We start from the raw sequence: 23,217 nt of genomic DNA on the forward strand, positions 1-23,217 counted from the left end.
GAACATGCATGTGAGAGAACGTATATACATATATCCAGAGAAGTTACCGGGGAATGAATATCTCATTAATAACATTGGGATCTGGGAAGAAATGGGATACGAAGTTCTTAGTTGGAAAAAAAATTTCTTTAAGTTCATTCTCCCGACTAGATGGAATAAAGATATTATTATATTAAATTTTTATGAAGAAATGCCTTTATTTAAGCCATATTATATAAAGTTTGGTTTCGCTATATTAACCCTACTGCTAATGAAATTATTCAATAGAAAGATTATATGGGTACGACATAATTACAAACCACATGATAAAAGTACAAGTTGGAAATATGAAGTTATTATTAACTTATTAAATAGACTAGTAGATAAAAAAGTTGCACATAGGAATGTTGAAAATTTGAGTATAGATGAGGTGATAACTCACCCGCTTTATAAAGTATCTCTACGCAGAGATGAGAATTCTTTAGTTAAGGACAGGCTTAATTTTATATATTTTGGGGTCGTTAAAGATTATAAGGGAATTCCAGAGTTAGTTAACAAATGGCCAAAAGATATAGAACTAAACTTGTATGGGAAATGTTTTGATGAAAGTCTTAAAGAAGAATTAATACGTTCTTTATCTATAAAAAATAATATTAGTTGGACTAATGACTTTTTAGATTCTAAAGAACTGGAGGAGAATATAATTAATAGTGATTATGTAATCATTCCACACGTTGACAAATCCATGATAGTATCAGGCGCTTTTTACCATGCATTATCACTCGGTGCTAATGTTATTATTAAAGAAAGTGAATTCGCATTATGGTGTAAGAAAGAATATCCATTTATAAAGATTTATAATGATGACAATTTACAATCTGTATTATTAGACGCAGAAAAAACCAATCATGCGTATATAAGAAATTTTGTTGAGGAAAAAAATTCCGACAAAAAAATTAGCAACGAGTGGGCAAAGGTTTTTAATTAATGAACAACAAAATATGTAACAATTCTGTTAATTTGCTTTTTTTTATAAATGACCCTTTAATAGCAAATACAGGCGTTACAAAAAAAATAAAAAGTCAGATAGAGGCATTTGATAATATTTGTGATTCTGTATTTGTTTGTAATTTATCAGTAGATAATCGTAAACGTTTGTTCTCAGGAGAGATTGTTTCTGGTAATAAGTTGTTATCTAAAATACCATATTTATTGCGATATGATTTTAGTGGCATTGAAGAAAAAATTATTGCTAACAAAATCAACGTTGTATATATTCGATATACTCATTTTTCTTCACCAGCATTTATCAGATTCTTGAGGCGATTACAGAAATTTGGAATTAATATTATAATGGAATTTCCAACATTCCCTTATGATGAGGAATATAAAACACTTCCATTTAAATCAAATATTAAATTGCTTATAGATAAGTGTTTTAGATTGAAAATGGCGGAATATACTAAGCTGGCTGTCTGTTTTACAAAGAATGATTCTATATTTGGAATACCTGCTTTTACCATTTCTAATGGAATCGGTATTGAAAGGATGAATTATATATCATCTAAATTGAAAAGCACTTATAGAGCAGTTAATACGGATGTTGATTTTATTGCTGTGTCTAGCTTAGAAAAATGGCATGGCTATGATCGATTTATTTCAGGCATCTATGAATATATAAAAAGAGAACCATCAAAAAATATACATCTTCATATTGTAGGTGAAGGAAGAGAAGTTAACAATCTTGTAAGGTTAGTCGATAAATTAGGGGTTGAACCTTATGTGACTTTCCATGGCCATTGCACAGGGGAAAAATTGGATGAACTTTTACTTAAAGCTGATATAGGTGTTGATTCCTTAGCCAGACATAGAGTAAATAACTTTGAAAATAATTCACTTAAATCAAAAGAATACTTAACATTCGGTCTTCCAATAGTGAAATCTCATCGAGATCATTCGATTGATTCTTGTGAGTATTTTATCAATGTCCCAAGCGATGAGTCTCATATTGAAATTGATGATATTTTAAATTGGTATTATGTATCTAACTTTAAAAAAAGGAAAGATGAAATTAATCAATTTGCTAAGGAGAATTTTTCATGGGAAAAGCAAATGCAAAAATTATTAATGACTGTTTTACCATGAGAAATGTACAAATACAATCATGGCTAATAGCATTAAGTTTTTACTTTACGTTGCCTATTTTTAATGTTTTTAGTCAGTATTACTTTAATGATGCATGGGTTTTCAATAAAGTATCAATATTGGTCATGTCCGCCCTTTTCATTATAAATTTACCATGGGTGATAAAAAACAAAGGAAGGCGATTTTTTTATATATTGTTTATAATACTTTTTGTATTACTTTATTCTTACATTGTTCCTTTAATCTATGGTTTTAATATAGATGTAAAGGTTAATAACACGCATATACTAATATTATTTGTCTTTTTTTCATATTTTGTCCTTTCTAGGAATAGTTTTGATATATCAAAGCTAATATTCAAACCTATTTTTACAATTAGTTTTCCAGTGGCGGTCTTATATTTTGTAAATCCACATTACATCCAACAAATATCTACGGGCATAACTACTCTAATTGGGACGAATAGTGTCCTTATCGACAGGGAATTCCGTTTTTCAGGTTTTTTTTCTGAACCTAGCAAATTAGCTGTTTTTTCAGGTATAGCATTCTTTTTTTATATGGATAAACATCAAAGATTTATGTCCTTAGTGTCTTTATTTTATCTATGTTTATCTATGTCTAAATTCGCGATAATTTTCGTGCCTCTTTGCATTTTGTTATCTCTTATTTTGAAAAGTTTTTCCCTTTTAAGTCGAACTTTAATTATTGTTTCTTTTATAATATTGTTTCTATTAATATTGCTAAATTATAATGATTTATTCCAATTGCTATATCATTTTGTTAGTTATGAGTCATTAAATACATATGAAACACGATTTGGATTTCCAATTATAGCAATAATGAATTTACCATATTTTCCAATTGGCATAGGTATATTTGATGGTTATAGATTTATTCTATTAGATGGAGAATATACTATATCTAATTATTGTAATGCTTTACTTCAGTTGGGCGGTAATTGCTATGAAATGTCTTCGTATAGTTATGAATCGCTGGCAGAGTTTTTTCCAAAAGATCTGTTATCTACATTATGCTACTATTTTGGTTTTATAGGACTAATTTTATTTTTTATTATTGCATATCAAGTCGTAAAAAAAGTTAGTATTCGTAAATATCGTTTTACTTTTTTATATATATTTCTTTGTTTGTTCTTCGTCACTTCATATGACTATATGATTATTATTTTAACGATGATGATTTTGCACGATGGAGAAAGTAATGGGGGGAGCGGAAAAATGGTGGAGACATGCTGAATTCAATATCAATTATTATAGTTAATTATAATGGAGCCCAGTATCTTAAAAACACAATATCTAGTTGTGTTAATATATTTAGACATAATGGTTTCGATGATTTTGAATTATTAATACTAGATAATGCATCTACTGATAACTCCGTTGATGTTATTCACGACGTGTTGGGTGGGCTTCCTTTTGTAGAGACTACATTTATAAAATCAAAAGTAAATCATGGGTTTGCTAAAGGCTGCAATATCTTATCTAAAATAGCTAAGCGAGAAATTTTATATTTTTTAAACAATGACACTATGTCATTGGATGCAAGTGAGTTTATTGGACTAATTAGAGCGGGAGATTTTAAAGATAATTCTGTATGGGCATTTAAAACTCTCAATTCAGATGGTACTAGACAGAATAATGTATTTAGGTATCCTACACGTAGTAAATTTTTGGTTGAAATGGTGCTGCTGAAAAACAAGTTGCATTTTCTTTTAAAAAAGATGAGGTTTTCAACTTTCAAAGAAAATTATGACTCAAGTTATTTTAGTGGTTGCGCATTACTTATTTCTAAAAATGTATTCCTGCAGTTAAATGGATTTGATGAGGAGTTTTATTTCTATCATGAGGAATGCGATTTATTCATCAGGCTAGAGCAAAAATTTAATAAAAAGTTAGATAAAAAATTGCTTAATGATGAAATAATTCATTATGGTGGTGGTGGTGGTATTATAAGTGAGTTTTCTTTTGTTGCATATTATACTAACCTATATAGATTATACTTAAAACACGGGATTTTTAGCCAACGAAGTTTAAAATTTATTTTTAAATTTAACTTCCTGATAAAAAAAATACTATATTTGATGAGCATACAATATGAATATAGCCCGTTTGCAAAAACATATAAAATTAGTGGTTCTGAACGCAATCCAGTTGAAGTTTATGGATTGCAAATGAAGCTTATGGATAATATTAAAAGAGAGTTTAATAAATGAAGAAAAAAGCATTAATTACAGGTATTACTGGTCAAGATGGTTCTTACCTTGCTGAATTTCTTCTCGAAAAAGGATATGAGGTTCATGGTATAAAACGTCGAGCATCTTCTTTTAACACCGATCGCGTAGACCATATATATCAAGATCGCCACATTGATAATCCAAATTTTCTCCTGCATTATGGTGATTTAACAGATTCATCAAACTTGATTCGTCTAATTAAAGAAATCCAACCAGACGAAGTTTATAACCTTGGCGCTCAATCTCATGTAGCGGTTTCATTCGAATCACCTGAATATACTGCTGACGTGGATGCGATGGGGACTTTACGTCTGCTGGAAGCGATTCGTATTTGTGGGCTAGAGAAAAAAACACGTTTCTATCAGGCATCAACTTCTGAACTCTTCGGCTTAGTTCAGGAAATCCCGCAGCGAGAAACAACACCATTCTACCCTCGTTCGCCTTATGCTGTTGCGAAGATGTATGCATACTGGATTACTGTAAATTATCGTGAATCCTATGGAATGTACGCCTGTAACGGTATTCTCTTCAACCATGAATCCCCGCGTCGTGGTGAAACATTCGTAACACGTAAAATCACTCGTGCTATTGCAAATATTTCGCAGGGAATCGAAAAATGTCTCTATCTTGGCAATATGGATTCGCTGCGTGACTGGGGACATGCGAAAGATTACGTACGTATGCAGTGGATGATGTTGCAGCAAGATCACCCAGAAGATTTTGTAATTGCAACAGGCAAACAAATTTCCGTACGTGAATTTGTACGTATGTCAGCTAAAGAAGTCGGTCTGGAGTTAGAATTCTTCGGACAAGGTGTTGATGAAATAGCAACTGTTGTGAATAAAACATCTGACTGTGCTATTGGTGTTGGTATTGGGGACGTGATCGTTCGTGTTGATCCACGTTATTTCCGCCCTGCAGAAGTTGAAACTCTTCTTGGTGATCCTGCAAAAGCGAAAAAAGTATTGGGTTGGGAACCAGAGATTACAGTTGAAGAGATGTGTGCAGAAATGGTTGCCAGTGATCTGGCGAAAGCAAAACAGCATGCACTTCTGAAAAGCCATGGTTACGATGTTGCAGTTTCTCTGGAGCGGTAAGGTATGACAAAGAAACGTATCTACGTTGCTGGTCACCGAGGTATGGTTGGCTCTGCTATTTGCCGTCAATTATCACTGCGGGATGATATCGAATTAGTGGTCAAAACACACAAAGAACTCGATCTAACCGTACAGAAGGATGTTGATGCATTTTTTGAGCAAGAGAAAATTGATCAGGTTTATCTTGCTGCGGCTAAAGTTGGTGGCATTTATGCCAATAATACATTTCCGGCAGAATTCATCTATCAGAATCTCATGATTGAGAGTAATATTATTCATTCAGCTCACAAGGCCGGAATTCAAAAATTACTTTTTTTAGGCTCAAGCTGCATTTATCCTAAATTTGCAGAGCAGCCTATGAACGAGTCTGCACTTTTAACTGGCATACTTGAGCCAACTAATGAACCATACGCAATTGCTAAAATTGCGGGCATAAAATTATGTGAATCTTATAACCGTCAATATGGCCGAGATTATCGCAGTGTAATGCCTACTAATCTTTATGGCATAAATGATAATTTCCATCCTGAAAACTCTCATGTTATTCCGGCACTCATGCGTAGATTCCATGAAGCAAAAGAGAGTGGTGCGCCAGAGGTTATTGTCTGGGGAACCGGAACACCGATGCGTGAGTTTTTATATGTTGATGATATGGCTGCCGCATCTGTCCATGTAATGGAACTTGACGAAGCAATTTATCAACAAAATACACAGCCTATGTTATCCCATATTAATGTTGGTACGGGTGTGGATTGTTCTATACGTGAAATGGCTGAAACAATGGCCTCAGTGGTGGGCTATCAAGGTAAAATTGTTTTTGATGTTACTAAACCTGATGGCACTCCGCGTAAACTTATGGACGTTACCCGGCTCAAAAACTTGGGCTGGCAATATCGCTATAATTTACATGAAGGCTTATCATTAACATATAAATGGTTTATTGAGAATATTAATTCTTTTCGGGGATAGTTATGAACAAGAGATTGGAACGTGAGCTATTTAAAACAATAGTTGAGCATACTCCTCTAATCTCGATTGATCTCATAATTAGAAACGATAAAGGAGAGGCGCTGCTGGGGCAGCGCCTGAATCGCCCAGCACAAAATTATTGGTTTGTGCCAGGAGGGCGAATTTATAAGGATGAGTCATTCGAGGTTGCATTTAGGCGGATAGCATTTGAAGAGTTAGGCGTTCAAATTAGTCTTAATGATGCCTTATTTCTTGGGGTGTATGAACATTTTTACAATGATAATTTTTCTGAAGCAGAATTTTCTACACACTATGTAGTGCATGGATATGAAATCCAACTTAATCCTCAGCAACTTCACCTACCAACGGTCCAGCATAATTCCTACAAGTGGTTTGATGTAGTAACGTTGCTTAATAGCACTATAGTTCATCAATATACCAAAAATTATTTTATACCAAGGTAATAAATATGCTACTTCCCGTTGTCATGGCCGGTGGTTCTGGTACCAGATTATGGCCTCTTTCACGTACACTTTATCCGAAACAATTTCTGTCTTTAAATAGTCGTTTAACCATGTTGCAAGAGACATTGCGGCGGCTTGACAAGGTCGAACATAAACCCGCTTTGGTCATTTGTAACGAATCACATCGCTTTATTGTTGCTGAACAATTGCGTAAAGAGGGTTTAAAGCATAGCGGTATTTTGCTTGAGCCTGTTGGTCGTAATACTGCGCCTGCTGTAGCACTCGCAGCACTTCAGGCTATGGTAACTGGAGATGATCCTATTCTGCTGGTTCTTGCTGCTGATCATGAAATCCAGGATGAGGATAATTTCATTGCTGCAGTTTTAGCTGCCAAGAATTTTGCAGAGCAGGGTAAGCTTGTTACGTTTGGTATTGTTCCAACATCCCCAGAGACTGGCTATGGTTACATTAAGTCAGGTGAATCTCTGGATGGACAAGGTTATAAAGTTGCGGCTTTTGTTGAAAAACCAGATCTTCACGTCGCTCAGCGGTACATATCAGATGGCGGTTATCTTTGGAATAGTGGGATGTTTATGTTCAGAGCATCTGTATTTATCGATGAACTGAAAAAATTCCGACCAGATATTTTAGCCAGTTGCCAACGCTCCCTGTCCTCTTCGATACAAGATTTAGATTTTATCCGTCTGGATAACTCTTCATTTTCTTGCTGTCCTGAAGAGTCTATTGACTATGCCGTTATGGAAAAAACAGCCGAAGCTGTCGTCGTTCCATTAAATGCGCAATGGAGTGATGTTGGGTCATGGTCTGCATTGTGGGAAATAAGTTCAAAAGACCAAAGCGGCAATGCCATTCGTGGTGATGTATTGGTTGAAGATGCTACAGATAGTTATTTTTATTCGCAGCATAGACTTATTGGTGCCGTGGGCGTAAAAGATTTGGTTGTTGTTGAAACGAAAGATGCAGTATTAGTTGCTCATAAAGATAAAGTTCAGCAAGTTAAAAACATCGTCGCTCAACTTAAAAAGAATAATCGAATAGAATATTTACAACATCGGGAAATTTTTCGGCCTTGGGGCAGTCATGATACTATAGCTGAAGGGCCGCGCTTTCAAGTGAAACATGTGATTGTATTACCTGGTCACATTACCGCTAAGCAGATTCATTACCATCGTACTGAGCATTGGATTGTTGTCTCGGGGACAGCTAAAGTTCATTTTGAAGATAAGACTTACCTTGTTTCTGAAAATGAATCAACATATATACCTGTTGGTGTTCCACATGCCATTGAAAATCCTGGCAAGATCCCGCTCGAAATAATTGAGGTTAGATCAGGAGTCTACCTTGAAGAGGATGATGTTATAAGAGTTTCTTCTTCTGGAGTAGGATACTAATGCGAATTTCTATTATCACAGCTACTTATAATAGTGAAAAAACTCTCCTTGATACATTACTTTCTCTAGAAAAGCAAACGCATCCAGATATCGAATATATAGTTGTAGATGGTGCATCGAAAGATAATACAATTAAGTTGATCAAGAGTAATTGTACACGAGTTACAAAAATCATTTGCGAACCCGATAAGGGCATTTATGATGCTCTGAATAAAGGTATCCATGCAGCCTCGGGTGATGTTATTGGTTTTTTACATTCTGATGACTTACTTGCTTATGATGATGCTATTGCAGATATAGCAAAAATATTTGAAAGTACAGGGTGTGATGCTATTTATGGCGATTTGGAGTATGTTGCACAAAATGATACGACTAAACGTATTAGATTATGGAAAAGTGGTTCATTTAGTCGTTTCAAGATGAAAGTGGGTTGGATGCCGCCACACCCATCATTTTATATGAAACGCGAATGTTATAGTCAGTTTGGTTGTTTTTCTTTAGATTATCGAATTTCTGCTGATTATGACTCATTGTTACGTTATATTTTAAAACAACGTATTTCAATAGCGTATTTGCCAAAAGTTTTAGTAAAAATGCGTGTTGGTGGAATTAGCAATCGTTCAGTATCTTCCATGATCAACAAGTCAATGGAAGACATTCGTGTTATGAAACAGAATGGCATTATCTGGCCAATAGCTTTAGCGTATAAAAATCTATCTAAACTTCCTCAATTCATTAAAAAGTAACTATCATGTTAAATGCTAGAAAAATTATTAAAGAAAGCAATATTGCGTTCGGAACTAGTGGTGCTCGCGGTTTAGTGATCGATTTTTCCCATGATGTTTGTGCTGCGTTCACTCATGCGTTTCTTTCTGTTATTGGTGACAAATACAATTTTAATAAAGTTGCCTTAGCCATCGACAACCGCCCAAGCAGTTACGAAATTGCTCAGGCATGCGCCTTCGCTATCAAACAACATGGGTTCACTGTTGAATATCATGGTGTAATTCCGACTCCCGCATTAGCTCATTATTCGATGCAGAAACACATTCCCTGCATAATGGTCACAGGGAGTCATATCCCTTTTGATCGTAATGGCTTAAAATTCTACAGACCAGATGGTGAAATCACAAAAGAGGATGAGCTCGCAATTATAAAGAGTGAGTATACATTTTCGCCTGTAGGTGTATTACCTCATCTTGAAACAAGTACTCAAGGTGCAGACTACTACATTGAGCGTTATGTTTCTCTTTTTAATCCCGAGATTTTAAAGGGGAAAAGAATAGGGGTATATGAACATTCTAGTGCGGGACGCGATTTATATGCTCCTCTTTTTAATCAATTGGGTGCAGAGGTCATTTCTCTAGGTAGAAGTGATGAGTTCGTTCCGATTGATACGGAAGCAGTAAGTGATGAAGATCGTATACTTGCAAGAGAGTGGTCTAAAAAATATAATCTTGATGTTATTTTCTCAACGGATGGCGATGGTGATCGTCCTTTAGTTGCCGATGAAAATGGTGAATGGCTAAGAGGCGATATTCTGGGATTACTTACTGCTATTGAACTTAATATCAAGGCGTTGGCTATTCCAGTGAGTTGTAATACAGCAATTGAACAGTCTAATAACTTTGCAAGTATACAACGAACGAAAATAGGTTCTCCTTATGTAATTGCAGCGTTTGCAGATCTTGCTAAGCACTTTAATTCAGTCGCTGGTTTTGAAGCTAATGGTGGTTTTCTCCTTGCCTCCGATTTACAAATTAATGATAAGGAATTAAAATCGTTACCTACACGAGATGCTGTGTTACCAGCATTAATGCTCTTAATAGCTTCTCGCAATAGTACTATTTCTCAACTGATTAATAATCTTCCTCAGCGATTCACTTGGTCAGATAGAGTTAAAAATTTCCCTTCAGAGTCAAGTCAACAAATTATAAAAAATGCCATATCATCACCCAATAATTTCTTTAATAGCTTAGGTTATGAATCATTATCCTGTTCCGCTATTGATGAAACGGATGGTGCAAGATTTACTTTAAATAATGGTGATATTATACATCTCCGTCCTTCCGGTAATGCTCCAGAACTCCGTTGTTATGCTGAGGCCAGTGATGAAAATCAGGCTAAGCAATATGTTACGAATGTGCTGGGAAATATTACCTCTTTGATTTCTTGATGTTATAGGTTTATCTACGCTTATATGTGTGCTTAGGTTTGATTACAAGTGAATGCTGGTATGCAGGATGAAGAACAGTATTCGTTACATTAATGAAATTCAGCACTACACACATTCGTGCAACTTGAGATAACATCTCAATCATATTCAAGTCGCGCATACATCGCGGTGAACACCCCCTGACAGGAGTAAACAATGTCAAAGCAACAGATCGGCGTCGTCGGTATGGCAGTGATGGGGCGCAACCTTGCGCTCAACATCGAAAGCCGTGGTTATACCGTCTCTATTTTCAACCGTTCCCGTGAGAAGACGGAAGAAGTGATTGCTGAAAATCCAGGCAAAAAACTGGTTCCTTACTATACGGTGAAAGAGTTTGTTGAATCTCTTGAAACGCCTCGTCGCATCCTGCTAATGGTGAAAGCAGGTGCAGGCACGGATGCTGCTATTGATTCCCTGAAACCATACCTCGATAAAGGCGACATCATCATTGATGGTGGTAATACTTTCTTCCAGGACACCATTCGTCGCAACCGTGAGCTTTCCGCAGAAGGTTTTAATTTCATCGGTACTGGTGTTTCCGGCGGTGAAGAGGGCGCGCTGAAAGGGCCTTCCATCATGCCTGGTGGTCAGAAAGAAGCCTATGAACTGGTTGCGCCAATCCTCACCAAAATTGCTGCCGTAGCTGAAGATGGCGAACCGTGTGTTACCTATATTGGTGCCGATGGTGCAGGTCACTACGTAAAAATGGTTCACAACGGTATTGAATACGGCGATATGCAGCTGATTGCGGAAGCCTATTCTCTGCTTAAAGGTGGCCTGAACCTTTCCAACGAAGAACTGGCTCAGACTTTCACCGAGTGGAATAACGGTGAGCTGAGCAGCTACCTGATCGACATCACTAAAGATATCTTCACTAAAAAAGATGAAGACGGTAACTACCTGGTCGATGTGATTCTGGATGAGGCAGCTAACAAAGGTACTGGTAAGTGGACCAGCCAGAGCGCACTGGATCTCGGTGAGCCTCTGTCACTGATCACTGAATCAGTGTTTGCACGTTACATCTCTTCTCTCAAAGAGCAGCGTGTTGCGGCGTCTAAAGTACTGTCCGGTCCGCAAGCACAACCTGCAGGCGACAAAGCTGAATTCATTGAGAAAGTTCGTCGTGCGCTTTATCTGGGTAAGATTGTTTCTTACGCTCAGGGCTTCTCACAGCTACGTGCCGCGTCTGAAGAGTACAACTGGGATCTGAACTATGGTGAAATCGCGAAGATCTTCCGTGCTGGCTGTATCATCCGCGCTCAGTTCCTGCAGAAAATCACTGATGCTTACGCTGAAAATCCGAAGATCGCTAACTTGCTGTTAGCACCGTACTTCAAGAAAATCGCCGACGATTATCAGCAAGCTCTGCGTGATGTAGTAGCCTATGCGGTACAGAACGGTATCCCGGTTCCGACCTTCGCCGCTGCGGTTGCCTATTATGACAGCTACCGCGCCGCTGTTCTTCCTGCGAACCTGATCCAGGCACAGCGTGACTATTTCGGTGCACATACTTATAAGCGCATTGATAAAGAAGGTGTGTTCCATACCGAATGGCTGGATTAATCTGATTTAAATCAACTAATCAATGCAAGGCCCGGAGAAACCCTTCGGGCTTTTTTATTATACAAAGCGGCAGGTTATGGCCTTTTTTTATAATTAATGGTTAAAAAAGCGATATAATACAGAGTCGCACAGCAGGATCGCTGCCTTGACAGTTCATCTACATCAGCGTTAAAAATCCCGCAGTAGATGAAGCTGTGGTGGTGGATTAATGACCACTCTAAATGTTTAACCGGAAGAAGTCAGAGCTAATGAAAATAACAATTTCAGGAACAGGTTATGTTGGTCTTTCAAATGGTATTCTGATTGCGCAAAACCACGAAGTGGTTGCACTGGATATCGTTCAGGCCAAAGTGGACATGCTTAACAAGAAGCAGTCACCGATTGTTGATAAGGAGATTGAAGAGTATCTGGCGACTAAAGATCTCAATTTCCGCGCTACGACAGATAAGTATGACGCGTATAAAAATGCCGATTACGTTATTATTGCCACGCCTACGGATTATGACCCGAAAACAAATTATTTTAATACCTCAAGCGTGGAAGCGGTCATTCGCGATGTGACAGAAATTAATCCCAACGCGGTAATGGTGATTAAATCTACAATTCCGGTAGGTTTCACCAAATCAATTAAAGAACGTCTGGGTATCGATAACCTTATTTTCTCTCCGGAATTCCTCCGCGAAGGTAAAGCTCTTTACGATAATCTTCATCCTTCACGTATTGTCATCGGTGAGCGTTCAGAACGTGCAGAACGTTTTGCTGCGTTGTTACAGGAAGGCGCGATTAAGCAAAATATCCCTACACTGTTTACCGACTCCACTGAAGCCGAAGCGATTAAACTTTTCGCTAATACCTATCTGGCGATGCGCGTAGCATACTTTAATGAACTGGATAGCTATGCAGAAAGTTTAGGTCTGAATACTCGCCAGATTATCGAAGGCGTTTGTCTCGATCCGCGTATTGGCAACCATTACAACAATCCTTCGTTTGGTTACGGTGGTTATTGTCTGCCGAAAGATACCAAGCAGTTACTGGCGAACTACCAGTCTGTGCCGAATAACCTGATTTCGGCAATTGTCGATGCTAACCGCACGCGTAAAGACTTTATTGCCGATGCCATTTTGTCACGCAAGCCACAAGTGGTGGGTATTTATCGTCTGATTATGAAGAGCGGTTCAGATAACTTCCGCGCGTCTTCCATTCAGGGGATTATGAAACGTATCAAAGCGAAAGGCGTTGAAGTAATCATTTACGAACCGGTGATGAAAGAAGACTCATTCTTCAACTCTCGCCTGGAACGTGATCTCGCCACCTTCAAACAACAAGCCGACGTCATTATTTCCAACCGTATGGCAGAAGAGCTTAAGGATGTGGCAGACAAGGTCTATACACGCGATCTCTTTGGCAGCGACTAACCCTCTGTAATCAGGGCTATTTTCGCCCTGATTGTCTTTTGTAACTCGTATAACAATTCATTATTTTTATCATTCATCCTATAGCATTCATACAGATTATCGCTAAACTATGGCGACCTGAAATTTTCCGTCTGTTAGGGTAATGATGAGAGTTGAAAATAATAATATTCCTGGGCATAACCATGACCCGGAACAGATTGATTTAATTGATTTACTGATGCAGTTGTGGCGTGGGAAGGTGACAATCTTCATCACTGTTATTGTGGCAATCGCTCTGGCTATCGGATATCTGGCGGTCGCGAAAGAGAAATGGACGTCGACAGCCATTGTTACTCAGCCAGATGTGGGGCAAATTGCTGGCTATAACAATGCCATGAATGTTATCTATGGTCCGGCTGCACCGAAAGTGTCGGATTTACAGGAGGCGTTAATTGGTCGCTTCAGTTCTGCCTTCTCTGCATTAGCTGAAACGCTGGATAATCAGGAAGAACCAGAAAAACTGACCATTGAGCCTTCTGTTAAAAACCAGCCGTTGCCGTTAGCTGTTTCTTATGTCGGGCAAACTGCGGCGGACGCACAGAAGAAGCTGGCTGAATATATTCAACAGGTTGATGACCAGGTGAATGAAGAGCTGGAAAAGGACCTGAAAGATAATATTGCCTTGGGTATGAAAACCCTGAAAGACTCATTGAAAACGCAGGAAGTGGTGGCGCAGGAGCAAAAAGATCTGCGTATCCGCCAGATTCAGGAAGCGTTGCAATATGCGAATCAGGCACAGTTGGCAAAGCCACAGATTCAACAGACCGAAGACGTAACGCAGGATACGTTGTTCCTTCTGGGGAGTGATGCACTGGAGTCGATGATCAAGCATGAAGCGACCCGTCCGCTGGTTTTCTCTCCTGGCTACTACCAGACTCGTCAAAACCTTTTGGATATCGAAAGCCTGAAGGTTGATGATCTTAATATAAATGCCTACCGTTACGTTATGAAACCCACACTGCCAGTACGTCGCGATAGCCCGAAAAAGGCCATCACACTGATTCTGGCTGTGCTGCTGGGCGGTATGGTTGGAGCGGGGATTGTGCTGGGGCGTAACGCGCTGCGTAATTACAACGCGAAATAATCTTTTTAGCTTTAAAGAATACGGGCAGGGTGGTGACACCGTGCCCGTTTTTTGTTGCCGATGTGACAACAACATCACATCCAGTCAGCCTGCAACTCACTGATGTCGTTTGCGTAAGTTCTCAATCACCGTCGTTAAATCCAGATCCTGATCCTGCAACAGCACCAGCAGGTGATACATCAAATCAGATGCTTCGTTGGTCAGTTCAAAGCGGTCATGTACCGTCGCGGCCAGCGCAGTTTCCACGCCTTCTTCGCCCACTTTCTGTGCGATACGCTTGGTGCCACTGGCATACAGTTTAGCAGTGTAGGAGGTTTCCGGATCGGCAGATTTGCGCTCGGCGAGCAGTTGTTCCAGTTGATACAGGAACAGCCACTGGTGAGCGGTGTCGCCGAAGCAGCTGTTGGTGCCTTTGTGGCAGGTTGGGCCGATGGGATTCGCCAGCACCAGTAGTGTGTCGTTGTCGCAGTCCGGCGCAATGCTCACTACGTTGAGGAAATTGCCCGATGTTTCGCCTTTGATCCACAGTCGCTGTTTAGTGCGCGAGAAGAAGGTAACTTTGCCGCTCTCTATGGTTTTATCCAGGGCTTCCGGGTTCATGTAGCCCAGCATTAACACTTCGCCGGATACCGCGTGTTGCACAATCACCGGCATCAGTCCGTCGGTTTTTTCCCAGTCCAGTTCGCGACGTTGTTGTTCTGTTAACATATCCTGATCTCCACGCCCTGTATTGCCAGGTACGCTTTTAATTCACCAATATTGATTATTTGTTTGTGGAATACGGAAGCAGCCAGCGCGCCGTCAACGTCGGCATCGCGGAAGGCTTCGAGGAAATGTTCCATAGTGCCCGCGCCACCGGAGGCAATCAGCGGTACGTGACAGACTTCACGTACTTTTTTCAGCTGCTCGAGATCGTAACCGTTACGCACGCCATCCTGATTCATCATGTTGAGGACGATTTCTCCGGCACCGCGTTTTTGCACTTCCTGTACCCAGTCGAGTGTTTCCCACTGAGTGACGCGGGTGCGGCTTTCATCGCCGGTATATTGATTCACATGATATTTACCGGTTTCGGCGTCGTACCAGGTGTCAATGCCTACCACAATACACTGCACGCCAAAACGATCTGCCAGACGGGTGATCAATGTTGGATCTGCCAGCGCAGGGGAGTTGATGGAGATTTTATCCGCGCCAAAAGAAAGAATTTTCGCGGCGTCATCCAGAGACTTAATCCCACCCGCCACGCAGAACGGAATATCGATCACTTCCGCCACGCGAGATACCCAGCTTTTATCTACCACCCGTCCATCGCTGGAAGCGGTGATATCATAGAACACCAGTTCGTCAGCGCCTTCTTCGGCGTAGCGTTTTGCCAGCGGTACAATATCGCCAATGATTTCATGGTTGCGAAACTGTACGCCTTTCACCACCTGACCATCACGAACGTCGAGACACGGAATTATGCGTTTTGCCAACATGCGATGGCCTCCTTCACGGTAAATTTACCTTCCAGTAATGCCCGACCAACTATTACGCCGCGCACACCAGTACCACGCAGGGCAGCGACATCATCAATGTCACCAATGCCGCCGGAAGACTGAAATGCCACTTGCGGATATCTGGCGCACACTTCTTCATATAAAGAGACGTTAGAACCTGCCAGCGTACCGTCGCGTGAAATATCGGTACACAGCACATGTTTCAGGCCGACGGGCAGATAGGTTTCCACCAGTTGTTCCAGTGAAACGCCCGAGTTTTCTTGCCAGCCGCTCACTGCCACCTGTTTGTTGCCTTGCTCGTCAATGCGTACATCCAGCGCCAGCACCAGCGCATCGGCACCGAAGCGTTCAAACCATCCTTTCACCACGTCAGGTGATTTTACCGCAGTGGAGCCGACGACCACGCGGGCAACGCCTGCGTCCAGTAATGCTGCCACGTCTTCTTCGCTACGCACGCCGCCGCCAACCTGCACCGGAACGTTAACGCCCGCCACCAGCGTTTTAATCAGCGGGATTTGACGTTTTGCCGGATCTTTTGCCCCGGTCAGATCCACCAGATGCAGCACTTCGGCACCCTGCGCGGCGTAATCCTGTAAGCGTGGCAGCGGGTCGTTACCGTAATCACGCTGCTTGCCGTAATCGCCCTGATGGAGACGCACCACGGTGCCGTCGATTAAATCTAATGCCGGAATAATCATTACATCTCCAGGAAGTTTTTCAGCAACTTAGCGCCAGCGGCACCAGAACGCTCCGGGTGGAACTGCACGCCGTAGAAGTTATCTTTTTGCACCGCAGCGGTGAACGGTTCGCCGTAATTACACTGGGCGATGGTCCACGGATTGACCGGCATTGCGTAGCTGTGAACAAAGTAAAAGTACGCGCCGTCTTCAATTCCCTGAAAAAGACGGTTGCCTGCCTGCGGGTAAACGCGATTCCAGCCCATATGCGGCAGCGGCAGACCAAAGTCGGTCATTTTCGGCACATCCTCGTCGATGATGCCCAGCAAATCGACGCCGTTGCTCTCTTCGCTGCGTCGTCCCAGCAGTTGCATCCCTAAGCAGATGCCCAGCACCGGTTGAGTACAGGCTTTGATGAGATCAAACAGTTCGCGCTCACGCACCTGATCCATCGCCGCTTGTGCTGTGCCGACGCCGGGTAAAAACAGTTTATCGGCCAGCAACACTACGTCCGGGTCACGGCTGACTTTCGGTTCATAGCCGTGACGCGCAATAGCAGACTTCACCGAGTTCAGGTTGGCGCAGCCGGTATCAAGGATCACCACGTTCATTACAACACTCCTTTCGACGAGGGTAAGGTGTCGCCTTCCACGCGGATGGCCTGGCGCAGGGTGCGACCAAAGGCTTTGAACAGGCTCTCTACACGGTGATGATCGTTTTTACCTTTGGTTTTCAGGTGCAGGGTCACGCCCATGGTGTAAGAGAGCGAACGGAAGAAGTGCTCGATCATTTCAGTGCTGAGATCGCCCACGCGCTGGTAGGTAAATTCGGCTTTATATTCCAGGTGCGGGCGACCAGAGATATCCAGCGCGCAGCGGGCAAGGCATTCGTCCATCGGCAGCACAAAACCGAAGCGGCAAATACCGCGTTTGTCGCCGAGGGCGATTTTTAACGCTTCGCCCAGCGCCAGGCCGGTATCTTCGACGGTGTGGTGATCGTCAATATAGAGGTCGCCTTTGACGTTGATTTCCATACGGAAGCCGCCGTGGGTGGCGATCTGATCCAGCATGTGATCAAAGAAGCCAACGCCGGTGTTAATTTTGCTGCCGCCTTCGCGATCCAGCCACACCTGAACGTCAATCTGCGTCTCTTTGGTGTTGCGTACCACGTGAGCGTAACGATCACGTTTGGTGAGTTGCTCGCCAATCATCGGCCAGTTCAGGGTTTCGCGGTTGTAGCGTAAACCATTAATGCCCATGTTTTCTGCGAGTTGAATATCGGTCGCGCGATCGCCAATCACATAACTGTTGGCACGATCCATTGCTTGTTCAGCCAGGTAACGCTCCACCAGTTTTACTTTCGGTTTACGGCAGTCGCACTCATCTGCGGGCAGGTGTGGACAAATCAGCACTTCATCAAACTGAACGCCTTGTGAGGTGAAGATCTGCATCATCAGGTTGTGCGGGCCATCGAAATCCGCCTGCGGGAAACTTTGCGTCCCCAGACCATCCTGGTTGGTGATCATCACCAGTTTATAGCCCGCTTTTTGCAGCTTCAGCAGTTCCGGGATCACGACTGGTTCAAAGGCGAGTTTGTCAAAACGGTCCACCTGAAAATCACTCGGCGGCTCGCTAATCAGGGTTCCATCGCGATCGATAAAAAGATACTTCTGACTCATCAAACTTGCTCCGCACGTAAGGCGTCAATGACGCGCTGGCTTTCTTCACGGGTTCCGACGGTAATTCGCAGGCAGCCGCTTAAAGAGGGTTGTTTATTCTGATCACGTAAGATAATGCCCTGATCCCACAAAGATTTAAACACCGCGCTGGAGGCTTTAAAGCGCGCCAGAATGTAGTTGGTTTCGGAGTCGAAAACCTGCTCCACGCAGGGGATTTCTTTCAGTGCGGCAATCAGGTATTCGCGTTCTGCAATAATTTGCACCACCCGCTCACGCATGGCGATGATTCCCTTCTGGCTTAACGCCTGTGTGGCAATGTCGGCAACCGGCGTCGAGAGCGGGTAGGGGGCGATCACTTTCATTAACAGGTTGATGACTTCTTCATTTGCCAGCGTAAACCCGCAACGAAGACCCGCCAGAGCGAAGGCTTTCGAAAGGGTGCGCAAAATAGCCAGGTGCGGATATTCCGCCAGCCAGCCCGCCAGCGATGCCTGTGGGCAAAATTCAATATAAGCTTCATCGGCGACCACAATGGCTTTACCGCGAGTTAACTCCAGCAACGTGCGAAAATCCTGCGGGTTGATCAGTTGCCCGGTTGGGTTGTTGGGGCTGCAAACGTAGACCACTTTCACGCCGTCCAGCTTGTCGGAAATCCCCTGCAAGTCCAGTTGCCAGTTTTCCAGCGTCGGCACCGTGCGGCACTCGACGCCAATGGTTTCGGCGCTAACGCTGTACATGCCGTACGTTGGCGGGCAGTAGAGGATGGCGTCTTTGCCTGGTTCGCAAAAAGCGCGAATCAGCAGTTCAATACCTTCGTCCGCGCCACGGCTGACCAGCACCTGTTCCGGTTTCACGCCTGCATACTGCGCATAATTTTCAATGACCGCTTTCGGCTGACATTCCGGGTAGCGGTTGAGCGTTTGCTGTGTTAGCTGAAACTCGACGGCTGTGGGATATTCGTTGGCGTTCAGCCAGACATCGCCGTTACCACCCAGACGACGCGCCGACTGATACGGCGTCAGGTTGCGAACGTTTTCACGCGCTAAATCGGTAATAGTCACGGTGCTCATGCTTGCTCCTTAAGGGCGTTAACACGCAAAGTAACGGCATTTTTGTGGGCGGTCAGGCGCTCGGCGGCGGCCAGCGTTTCAATGGTCGAAGCTAGCGCGGAAAACCCTTCTTTTGACAGTTCTTGCACGGTCATGCGCTTCTGGAAATCCGCCAGGCCGAGGCTGGAACAGGTGGCGGTATAACCGTAAGTCGGCAGCACGTGATTGGTGCCGGAGGCGTAGTCGCCCGCCGATTCCGGTGACCAGTCACCAAGAAATACCGAACCGGCACTGGTGATACTATCGACCAGTTCACGGGCGTTGCGGGTCTGAATGATCAGATGCTCCGGGCCGTACTGGTTGGAGATCTCTATGCACTGCGCTAAATCGTTGGTCACGATCAGGCGACTGGCGCTCAGTGCCTGACGTGCGGTTTCGGCACGCGGCAGTTCTGCCAACTGGCGTTCGACGGCTTCGGCAACGCGACGCGCCATACCAGCATCGGGCGTCAGCAAAATCACCTGTGAATCCGGGCCGTGTTCTGCCTGGGAGAGTAAATCAGAAGCGACAAAATCCGGTGTTGCGCCGCTGTCGGCAATGACCAGCACTTCCGACGGGCCTGCGGGCATATCGATCGCCGCACCGTCCAGACGCTGGCTAACCTGACGTTTTGCTTCGGTGACAAAGGCGTTACCCGGCCCGAAGATTTTGTCCACTTTTGGCACGGATTCAGTACCAAACGCCAGTGCGGCAATGGCCTGCGCGCCACCGACGTTAAACACTTCTTGTACGCCGCACAGCTGCGCTGCGTAGAGGATCTCATCGGCAATCGGCGGCGGTGAGCACAGCACGACTTTATTGCAACCCGCAATACGCGCCGGAGTCGCCAGCATTAATACGGTTGAGAAAAGCGGGGCGGAGCCGCCAGGAATATATAAACCAACCGAAGCCACCGGGCGCGTGACCTGCTGGCAACGCACACCTGGTTGAGTTTCGACATCTACCGCAGGCAGTTTTTGCGCAGTGTGGAAGGTTTCAATATTCTTTACTGCCACAGCCATCGCCTGTTTCAGGTCGTCGCTCAGGCGTTCGCAGGCTGCGGCAATTTCCTCAGTAGTTACTTTCAGCGCGGTAACCGTGGTTTTATCAAACTTCGCGCTGTATTCCCGTAAGGCGTCATCGCCGCGAGTTTTCACGTTATCTAAAATTTCACGGACGGTACGGGTGATGCTTTCAGAGGCGGAGATCGCCGGGCGCATTAACAGTTGGCGTTTTTGCTCCGCAGTACAGCTATTCCAGTCAATGATTGTGTTAAAGCTCATGGCTATTACTCCATCATCTTCTCAATTGGCAGAACCAGAATCGAGCTGGCGCCCAGTTCCTTCAGTTTTTCCATGGTTTCCCAGAACAGGGTTTCGCTACTGACCATGTGCATTGCTACGCGCTGTTGGTCACCCGCCAGCGGCAGAATAGTCGGGCGTTCTGCGCCAGGTAGCAGGGCGATGACGTCATCCAGACGTTCGGTCGGTGCGTGCATCATGATGTATTTCGATTCGCGCGCCTGGATCACGCCCTGAATACGGGTTAGCAGTTTGTCGATCAGTTGCTGTTTGGATTCTTCCATTTCGCCATCGCGCTGGATCAGGCAGGCTTTCGAGCGGTAGATAACTTCGACTTCGCGCAGGCCGTTGGCTTCCAGCGTGGCGCCGGTGGAAACCAGATCGCAAATCGCATCCGCCAGTCCGGCGCGCGGAGCCACTTCGACAGAACCGTTCAGTAAGCAGGATTTAAAAGAGATACCTTTCTGGTCGAGATAACGTTTGAGCAGGTGAGGATAAGAGGTGGCAATACGTTTACCGTTTAAGGAGAGCGGGCCGTCCCAGGCTTCATCAACCGGCGTTGCCAGCGAAAGGCGGCAGCCGCCGAAATCCAGACGACGCAGGGTAAAGTAGCGCGGATCTTCACCCTGGGCGCGGCGGTTAAGCAGTTCTTCTTCCAGCACGTTTTCGCCGATAATCCCAAGGTCAACCACGCCGTCCATTACCAGACCGGGAATGTCGTCGTCACGCACGCGCAGAATATCAATCGGCATGTTTTCTGCCATCGCGATCAGGCGCTGGGTGTGAAGATTGATTTTAATGCCACAGCGCGCCAGTAATTCGCGTGAGTCATCACTTAAACGGCCGGATTTCTGCATAGCTATGCGTAAACGAGTGTTGTCTGTCATTTTGTTATTCCTCTTTAAACCTGTCTGAACCGTTATCAACCGCGCAATAAAAAAGCCCCCGGAAGGTGATCTTCCGGGGGCTTTCTCATGCGTTCATGCACCACTGGAAGATCTGAATGTCTTCCAGCACACATCGCCTGAAAGACTAGTCAGGATGATGGTGATGATGGTGGTGTTTAAATTGAACGCGTACCATAAAATTCTCTGTGAATGTTTATTCAACTGATGCCTTTTAACCTAAACCACTTTCACGTTAGAAAGCAAGGGCTTTTTTATATATTTTATGGCGATGGATTTGCTTAATGAATGAGCGGGGAAAGGAGGGGGCCAGGAGTGGCTACGTTAAAAAAGTAATCGTGAAAATATGTCTTTAAAACCCTCAAGAACATTGTGTTCTGTAACTAAAGTGGGCTTTGTTCCTGCCGGATGCGGCGTGAATGCCTTATCTGGTCTACAAATGTTGCCTAAATTCAATATATTGATGTTTTTGTAGGACTGATAAGCGGAGCGCATCAGGCAATTGTATATTTGCTAACAGTTTCGATTTCATTCATAGAATGAATTGTCAGTTTTGATACGCTAGCGTAGCCTTATAGATCTAAGGTGTATCAGGAGAAAACGGATGAAAAAGGTCGCAATTGTCGGGTTAGGGTGGTTAGGTATGCCGCTGGCGATGTCACTTTCAGCGCGAGGCTGGCAGGTCACCGGGAGTAAAACCACACAAGATGGCGTCGAAGCGGCCCGAATGAGCGGGATTGATAGCTATCTGCTTCGCATGGAGCCTGAGTTAGTTTGTGATTCTGACGATCTGGATGCCCTGATGGATGCCGATGCGCTGGTCATTACGCTTCCTGCACGTCGCAGTGGCCCCGGCGATGAGTTCTATTTACAAGCTGTGCAAGAGCTGGTGGATAGCGCGCTGGCTCATCGTATTCCTCGCATTATTTTTACCAGCTCAACGTCTGTCTATGGCGATGCACAAGGCACTGTGAAAGAAACTACCCCGCGTAATCCGGTGACCAACAGTGGACGAGTATTAGAAGAACTCGAAGACTGGCTGCACAATTTACCCGGTACTTCGGTCGATATTCTGCGTCTTGCGGGGCTGGTCGGACCAGGGCGCCATCCCGGACGCTTCTTTGCCGGAAAAACCGCGCCTGACGGTGAACACGGTGTTAATTTAGTCCACCAGGAAGATGTTATTGGCGCTATCACCCTGTTGTTACAGGCACCTAAAGGTGGACACATCTATAATATATGTGCGCCAGCTCACCCTGCGCGCAATGTTTTCTACCCACAGATGGCTCGTTTACTGGGGCTGGAACCCCCGCAGTTCAGAAACAGTCTGGACAGCGGTAAGGGTAAAATTATTGATGGCAGTCGGATTTGCAATGAACTGGGATTTGAATACCAGTATCCCGATCCGCTGGTAATGCCGCTGGAGTAAACGATCA

23 protein-coding genes and 1 other annotated feature are annotated in these 23,217 nt (G+C 43.7%); of the genes, 14 read left to right on the top strand and 9 right to left on the bottom strand.

Going from position 1 to position 23,217, the window contains the following annotated elements; genetic code table 11:
* Nucleotides 1–10: 10 nt before the first annotated feature.
* The 13 genes from LG381_RS12735 (at nucleotide 11) to wzzB (ending at nucleotide 14,633) form a co-directional block, all read left to right on the top strand.
* Nucleotides 11–967, top strand: coding sequence for a hypothetical protein (locus LG381_RS12735; RefSeq protein ID WP_225762499.1), 957 nt, complete (start codon nucleotides 11–13; stop codon nucleotides 965–967).
* Nucleotides 967–2,124, top strand: coding sequence for a glycosyltransferase (locus LG381_RS12740; protein WP_225762500.1), 1,158 nt, complete (start codon nucleotides 967–969; stop codon nucleotides 2,122–2,124). The genes LG381_RS12735 and LG381_RS12740 overlap by 1 nt, the downstream gene beginning before the upstream one ends.
* Nucleotides 2,079–3,377, top strand: a complete 1,299-nt coding sequence (locus tag LG381_RS12745) for a hypothetical protein (RefSeq protein ID WP_225762501.1) — start codon at nucleotides 2,079–2,081, stop codon at nucleotides 3,375–3,377. The genes LG381_RS12740 and LG381_RS12745 overlap by 46 nt, the downstream gene beginning before the upstream one ends.
* A complete protein-coding gene (locus LG381_RS12750) occupies nucleotides 3,371–4,354 on the top strand; it encodes a glycosyltransferase (protein WP_225762502.1) in 984 nt (327 codons plus the stop codon). The genes LG381_RS12745 and LG381_RS12750 overlap by 7 nt, the downstream gene beginning before the upstream one ends.
* The gene (gene gmd / locus LG381_RS12755; protein ID WP_225762503.1) at nucleotides 4,351–5,472 is read left to right on the top strand and encodes a GDP-mannose 4,6-dehydratase; all 1,122 of its coding nucleotides are present in this window, start codon (nucleotides 4,351–4,353) and stop codon (nucleotides 5,470–5,472) included. The genes LG381_RS12750 and gmd overlap by 4 nt, the downstream gene beginning before the upstream one ends.
* A 3-nt stretch (nucleotides 5,473–5,475) precedes the next feature.
* Nucleotides 5,476–6,441, top strand: coding sequence for a GDP-L-fucose synthase (locus tag LG381_RS12760; protein ID WP_021562287.1), 966 nt, complete (start codon nucleotides 5,476–5,478; stop codon nucleotides 6,439–6,441).
* Nucleotides 6,442–6,443: 2 nt separating this feature from the next.
* Nucleotides 6,444–6,905 carry a GDP-mannose mannosyl hydrolase gene (locus LG381_RS12765; protein WP_225762504.1) on the top strand — a complete coding sequence of 154 codons (462 nt, stop codon included), beginning with the start codon at nucleotides 6,444–6,446 and terminating at the stop codon, nucleotides 6,903–6,905.
* A 5-nt stretch (nucleotides 6,906–6,910) separates the two neighbouring features.
* Nucleotides 6,911–8,317: a mannose-1-phosphate guanylyltransferase/mannose-6-phosphate isomerase gene (locus tag LG381_RS12770; RefSeq protein ID WP_225762505.1), complete on the top strand. Its 1,407-nt coding sequence runs from the start codon at nucleotides 6,911–6,913 to the stop codon at nucleotides 8,315–8,317.
* A complete protein-coding gene (locus tag LG381_RS12775; RefSeq protein ID WP_225762506.1) occupies nucleotides 8,317–9,063 on the top strand; it encodes a glycosyltransferase family 2 protein in 747 nt (248 codons plus the stop codon). Before LG381_RS12770 ends, LG381_RS12775 begins: the two co-directional genes overlap by 1 nt.
* A gap of 5 nt (nucleotides 9,064–9,068) precedes the next feature.
* Nucleotides 9,069–10,493, top strand: a complete 1,425-nt coding sequence (locus LG381_RS12780) for a phosphomannomutase (RefSeq protein WP_225762507.1) — start codon at nucleotides 9,069–9,071, stop codon at nucleotides 10,491–10,493.
* Between the two features lie 195 nt (nucleotides 10,494–10,688).
* Nucleotides 10,689–12,095, top strand: a complete 1,407-nt coding sequence (gndA, locus tag LG381_RS12785) for an NADP-dependent phosphogluconate dehydrogenase (RefSeq protein ID WP_085460843.1) — start codon at nucleotides 10,689–10,691, stop codon at nucleotides 12,093–12,095.
* A gap of 248 nt (nucleotides 12,096–12,343) precedes the next feature.
* Nucleotides 12,344–13,510 (top strand): UDP-glucose 6-dehydrogenase, encoded by a 1,167-nt coding sequence (ugd, locus tag LG381_RS12790; protein ID WP_000704798.1) that lies wholly within the window; start codon nucleotides 12,344–12,346, stop codon nucleotides 13,508–13,510.
* 145 nt (nucleotides 13,511–13,655) lie between these two features.
* Nucleotides 13,656–14,633, top strand: a complete 978-nt coding sequence (gene wzzB / locus LG381_RS12795; protein ID WP_001261963.1) for an LPS O-antigen chain length determinant protein WzzB — start codon at nucleotides 13,656–13,658, stop codon at nucleotides 14,631–14,633.
* A 96-nt stretch (nucleotides 14,634–14,729) separates the two neighbouring features.
* Here wzzB and hisIE read toward each other — a convergent pair whose 3' ends face one another.
* The 9 genes from hisIE to hisL all read right to left on the bottom strand — a co-directional run bounded on the left by hisIE (nucleotide 14,730) and on the right by hisL (nucleotide 21,959).
* Nucleotides 14,730–15,341: a bifunctional phosphoribosyl-AMP cyclohydrolase/phosphoribosyl-ATP diphosphatase HisIE gene (gene hisIE / locus LG381_RS12800; protein WP_225762508.1), complete on the bottom strand. Its 612-nt coding sequence runs from the start codon at nucleotides 15,339–15,341 to the stop codon at nucleotides 14,730–14,732.
* Nucleotides 15,335–16,111: an imidazole glycerol phosphate synthase subunit HisF gene (gene hisF / locus LG381_RS12805; RefSeq protein ID WP_032225604.1), complete on the bottom strand. Its 777-nt coding sequence runs from the start codon at nucleotides 16,109–16,111 to the stop codon at nucleotides 15,335–15,337. The genes hisIE and hisF overlap by 7 nt, the downstream gene beginning before the upstream one ends.
* A complete protein-coding gene (gene hisA / locus LG381_RS12810) occupies nucleotides 16,093–16,830 on the bottom strand; it encodes a 1-(5-phosphoribosyl)-5-[(5-phosphoribosylamino)methylideneamino]imidazole-4-carboxamide isomerase (RefSeq protein WP_105285096.1) in 738 nt (245 codons plus the stop codon). The genes hisF and hisA overlap by 19 nt, the downstream gene beginning before the upstream one ends.
* Complete coding sequence (hisH, locus tag LG381_RS12815; RefSeq protein WP_001103560.1) at nucleotides 16,830–17,420, bottom strand: imidazole glycerol phosphate synthase subunit HisH; 591 nt, start codon at nucleotides 17,418–17,420, stop codon at nucleotides 16,830–16,832. Before hisH ends, hisA begins: the two co-directional genes overlap by 1 nt.
* Complete coding sequence (hisB, locus tag LG381_RS12820) at nucleotides 17,420–18,487, bottom strand: bifunctional histidinol-phosphatase/imidazoleglycerol-phosphate dehydratase HisB (RefSeq protein ID WP_225762509.1); 1,068 nt, start codon at nucleotides 18,485–18,487, stop codon at nucleotides 17,420–17,422. The genes hisH and hisB overlap by 1 nt, the downstream gene beginning before the upstream one ends.
* Entirely contained in the window at nucleotides 18,487–19,557 is a 1,071-nt protein-coding gene (gene hisC / locus LG381_RS12825) for a histidinol-phosphate transaminase (protein ID WP_225762510.1), read from the bottom strand. The genes hisB and hisC overlap by 1 nt, the downstream gene beginning before the upstream one ends.
* Nucleotides 19,554–20,858, bottom strand: coding sequence for a histidinol dehydrogenase (gene hisD, locus LG381_RS12830; RefSeq protein WP_225762511.1), 1,305 nt, complete (start codon nucleotides 20,856–20,858; stop codon nucleotides 19,554–19,556). Before hisD ends, hisC begins: the two co-directional genes overlap by 4 nt.
* A 5-nt stretch (nucleotides 20,859–20,863) precedes the next feature.
* Nucleotides 20,864–21,763 carry an ATP phosphoribosyltransferase gene (gene hisG / locus LG381_RS12835; protein WP_000131781.1) on the bottom strand — a complete coding sequence of 300 codons (900 nt, stop codon included), beginning with the start codon at nucleotides 21,761–21,763 and terminating at the stop codon, nucleotides 20,864–20,866.
* 46 nt (nucleotides 21,764–21,809) lie between these two features.
* Nucleotides 21,810–21,933, bottom strand: a sequence feature (His leader region).
* On the bottom strand, nucleotides 21,909–21,959 hold the full coding sequence (hisL, locus tag LG381_RS12840) for a his operon leader peptide (RefSeq protein WP_225762982.1): 51 nt from the start codon (nucleotides 21,957–21,959) through the stop codon (nucleotides 21,909–21,911). (Overlaps the previous feature by 25 nt.)
* Nucleotides 21,960–22,385: 426 nt before the next feature.
* On the opposite strand from hisL, the gene LG381_RS12845 reads away from it, so the two are divergent.
* Nucleotides 22,386–23,210, top strand: a complete 825-nt coding sequence (locus tag LG381_RS12845; protein WP_000754742.1) for an SDR family oxidoreductase — start codon at nucleotides 22,386–22,388, stop codon at nucleotides 23,208–23,210.
* The last annotated feature ends 7 nt before the right edge of the window (nucleotides 23,211–23,217 follow it).

The organism is Escherichia sp. Marseille-Q3837 (assembly GCF_916618735.1).
In the GTDB taxonomy this organism is placed as follows: Bacteria; Pseudomonadota; Gammaproteobacteria; order Enterobacterales; family Enterobacteriaceae; genus Escherichia; species Escherichia ruysiae.

What these genes read in the sequence shown, in the direction of transcription:
- LG381_RS12770 (WP_225762505.1), top strand. Translation starts at nt 6,911, where the DNA reads ATGCTACTTCCCGTTGTCATGGCCGGTGGTTCTGGTACCAGATTATGG.
- LG381_RS12845 (WP_000754742.1), top strand. Translation starts at nt 22,386, where the DNA reads ATGAAAAAGGTCGCAATTGTCGGGTTAGGGTGGTTAGGTATGCCGCTG.
- hisB (WP_225762509.1), bottom strand. Translation starts at nt 18,487, where the DNA reads ATGAGTCAGAAGTATCTTTTTATCGATCGCGATGGAACCCTGATTAGC.
- hisH (WP_001103560.1), bottom strand. Translation starts at nt 17,420, where the DNA reads ATGAACGTGGTGATCCTTGATACCGGCTGCGCCAACCTGAACTCGGTG.
- hisC (WP_225762510.1), bottom strand. Translation starts at nt 19,557, where the DNA reads ATGAGCACCGTGACTATTACCGATTTAGCGCGTGAAAACGTTCGCAAC.
- hisF (WP_032225604.1), bottom strand. Translation starts at nt 16,111, where the DNA reads ATGTTGGCAAAACGCATAATTCCGTGTCTCGACGTTCGTGATGGTCAG.
- gmd (WP_225762503.1), top strand. Translation starts at nt 4,351, where the DNA reads ATGAAGAAAAAAGCATTAATTACAGGTATTACTGGTCAAGATGGTTCT.
- hisA (WP_105285096.1), bottom strand. Translation starts at nt 16,830, where the DNA reads ATGATTATTCCGGCATTAGATTTAATCGACGGCACCGTGGTGCGTCTC.
- LG381_RS12745 (WP_225762501.1), top strand. Translation starts at nt 2,079, where the DNA reads ATGGGAAAAGCAAATGCAAAAATTATTAATGACTGTTTTACCATGAGA.
- ugd (WP_000704798.1), top strand. Translation starts at nt 12,344, where the DNA reads ATGAAAATAACAATTTCAGGAACAGGTTATGTTGGTCTTTCAAATGGT.
- LG381_RS12775 (WP_225762506.1), top strand. Translation starts at nt 8,317, where the DNA reads ATGCGAATTTCTATTATCACAGCTACTTATAATAGTGAAAAAACTCTC.
- LG381_RS12740 (WP_225762500.1), top strand. Translation starts at nt 967, where the DNA reads ATGAACAACAAAATATGTAACAATTCTGTTAATTTGCTTTTTTTTATA.
- wzzB (WP_001261963.1), top strand. Translation starts at nt 13,656, where the DNA reads ATGAGAGTTGAAAATAATAATATTCCTGGGCATAACCATGACCCGGAA.
- LG381_RS12750 (WP_225762502.1), top strand. Translation starts at nt 3,371, where the DNA reads ATGCTGAATTCAATATCAATTATTATAGTTAATTATAATGGAGCCCAG.
- LG381_RS12765 (WP_225762504.1), top strand. Translation starts at nt 6,444, where the DNA reads ATGAACAAGAGATTGGAACGTGAGCTATTTAAAACAATAGTTGAGCAT.
- gndA (WP_085460843.1), top strand. Translation starts at nt 10,689, where the DNA reads ATGTCAAAGCAACAGATCGGCGTCGTCGGTATGGCAGTGATGGGGCGC.
- LG381_RS12780 (WP_225762507.1), top strand. Translation starts at nt 9,069, where the DNA reads ATGTTAAATGCTAGAAAAATTATTAAAGAAAGCAATATTGCGTTCGGA.
- hisIE (WP_225762508.1), bottom strand. Translation starts at nt 15,341, where the DNA reads ATGTTAACAGAACAACAACGTCGCGAACTGGACTGGGAAAAAACCGAC.
- hisD (WP_225762511.1), bottom strand. Translation starts at nt 20,858, where the DNA reads ATGAGCTTTAACACAATCATTGACTGGAATAGCTGTACTGCGGAGCAA.
- hisG (WP_000131781.1), bottom strand. Translation starts at nt 21,763, where the DNA reads ATGACAGACAACACTCGTTTACGCATAGCTATGCAGAAATCCGGCCGT.
- LG381_RS12760 (WP_021562287.1), top strand. Translation starts at nt 5,476, where the DNA reads ATGACAAAGAAACGTATCTACGTTGCTGGTCACCGAGGTATGGTTGGC.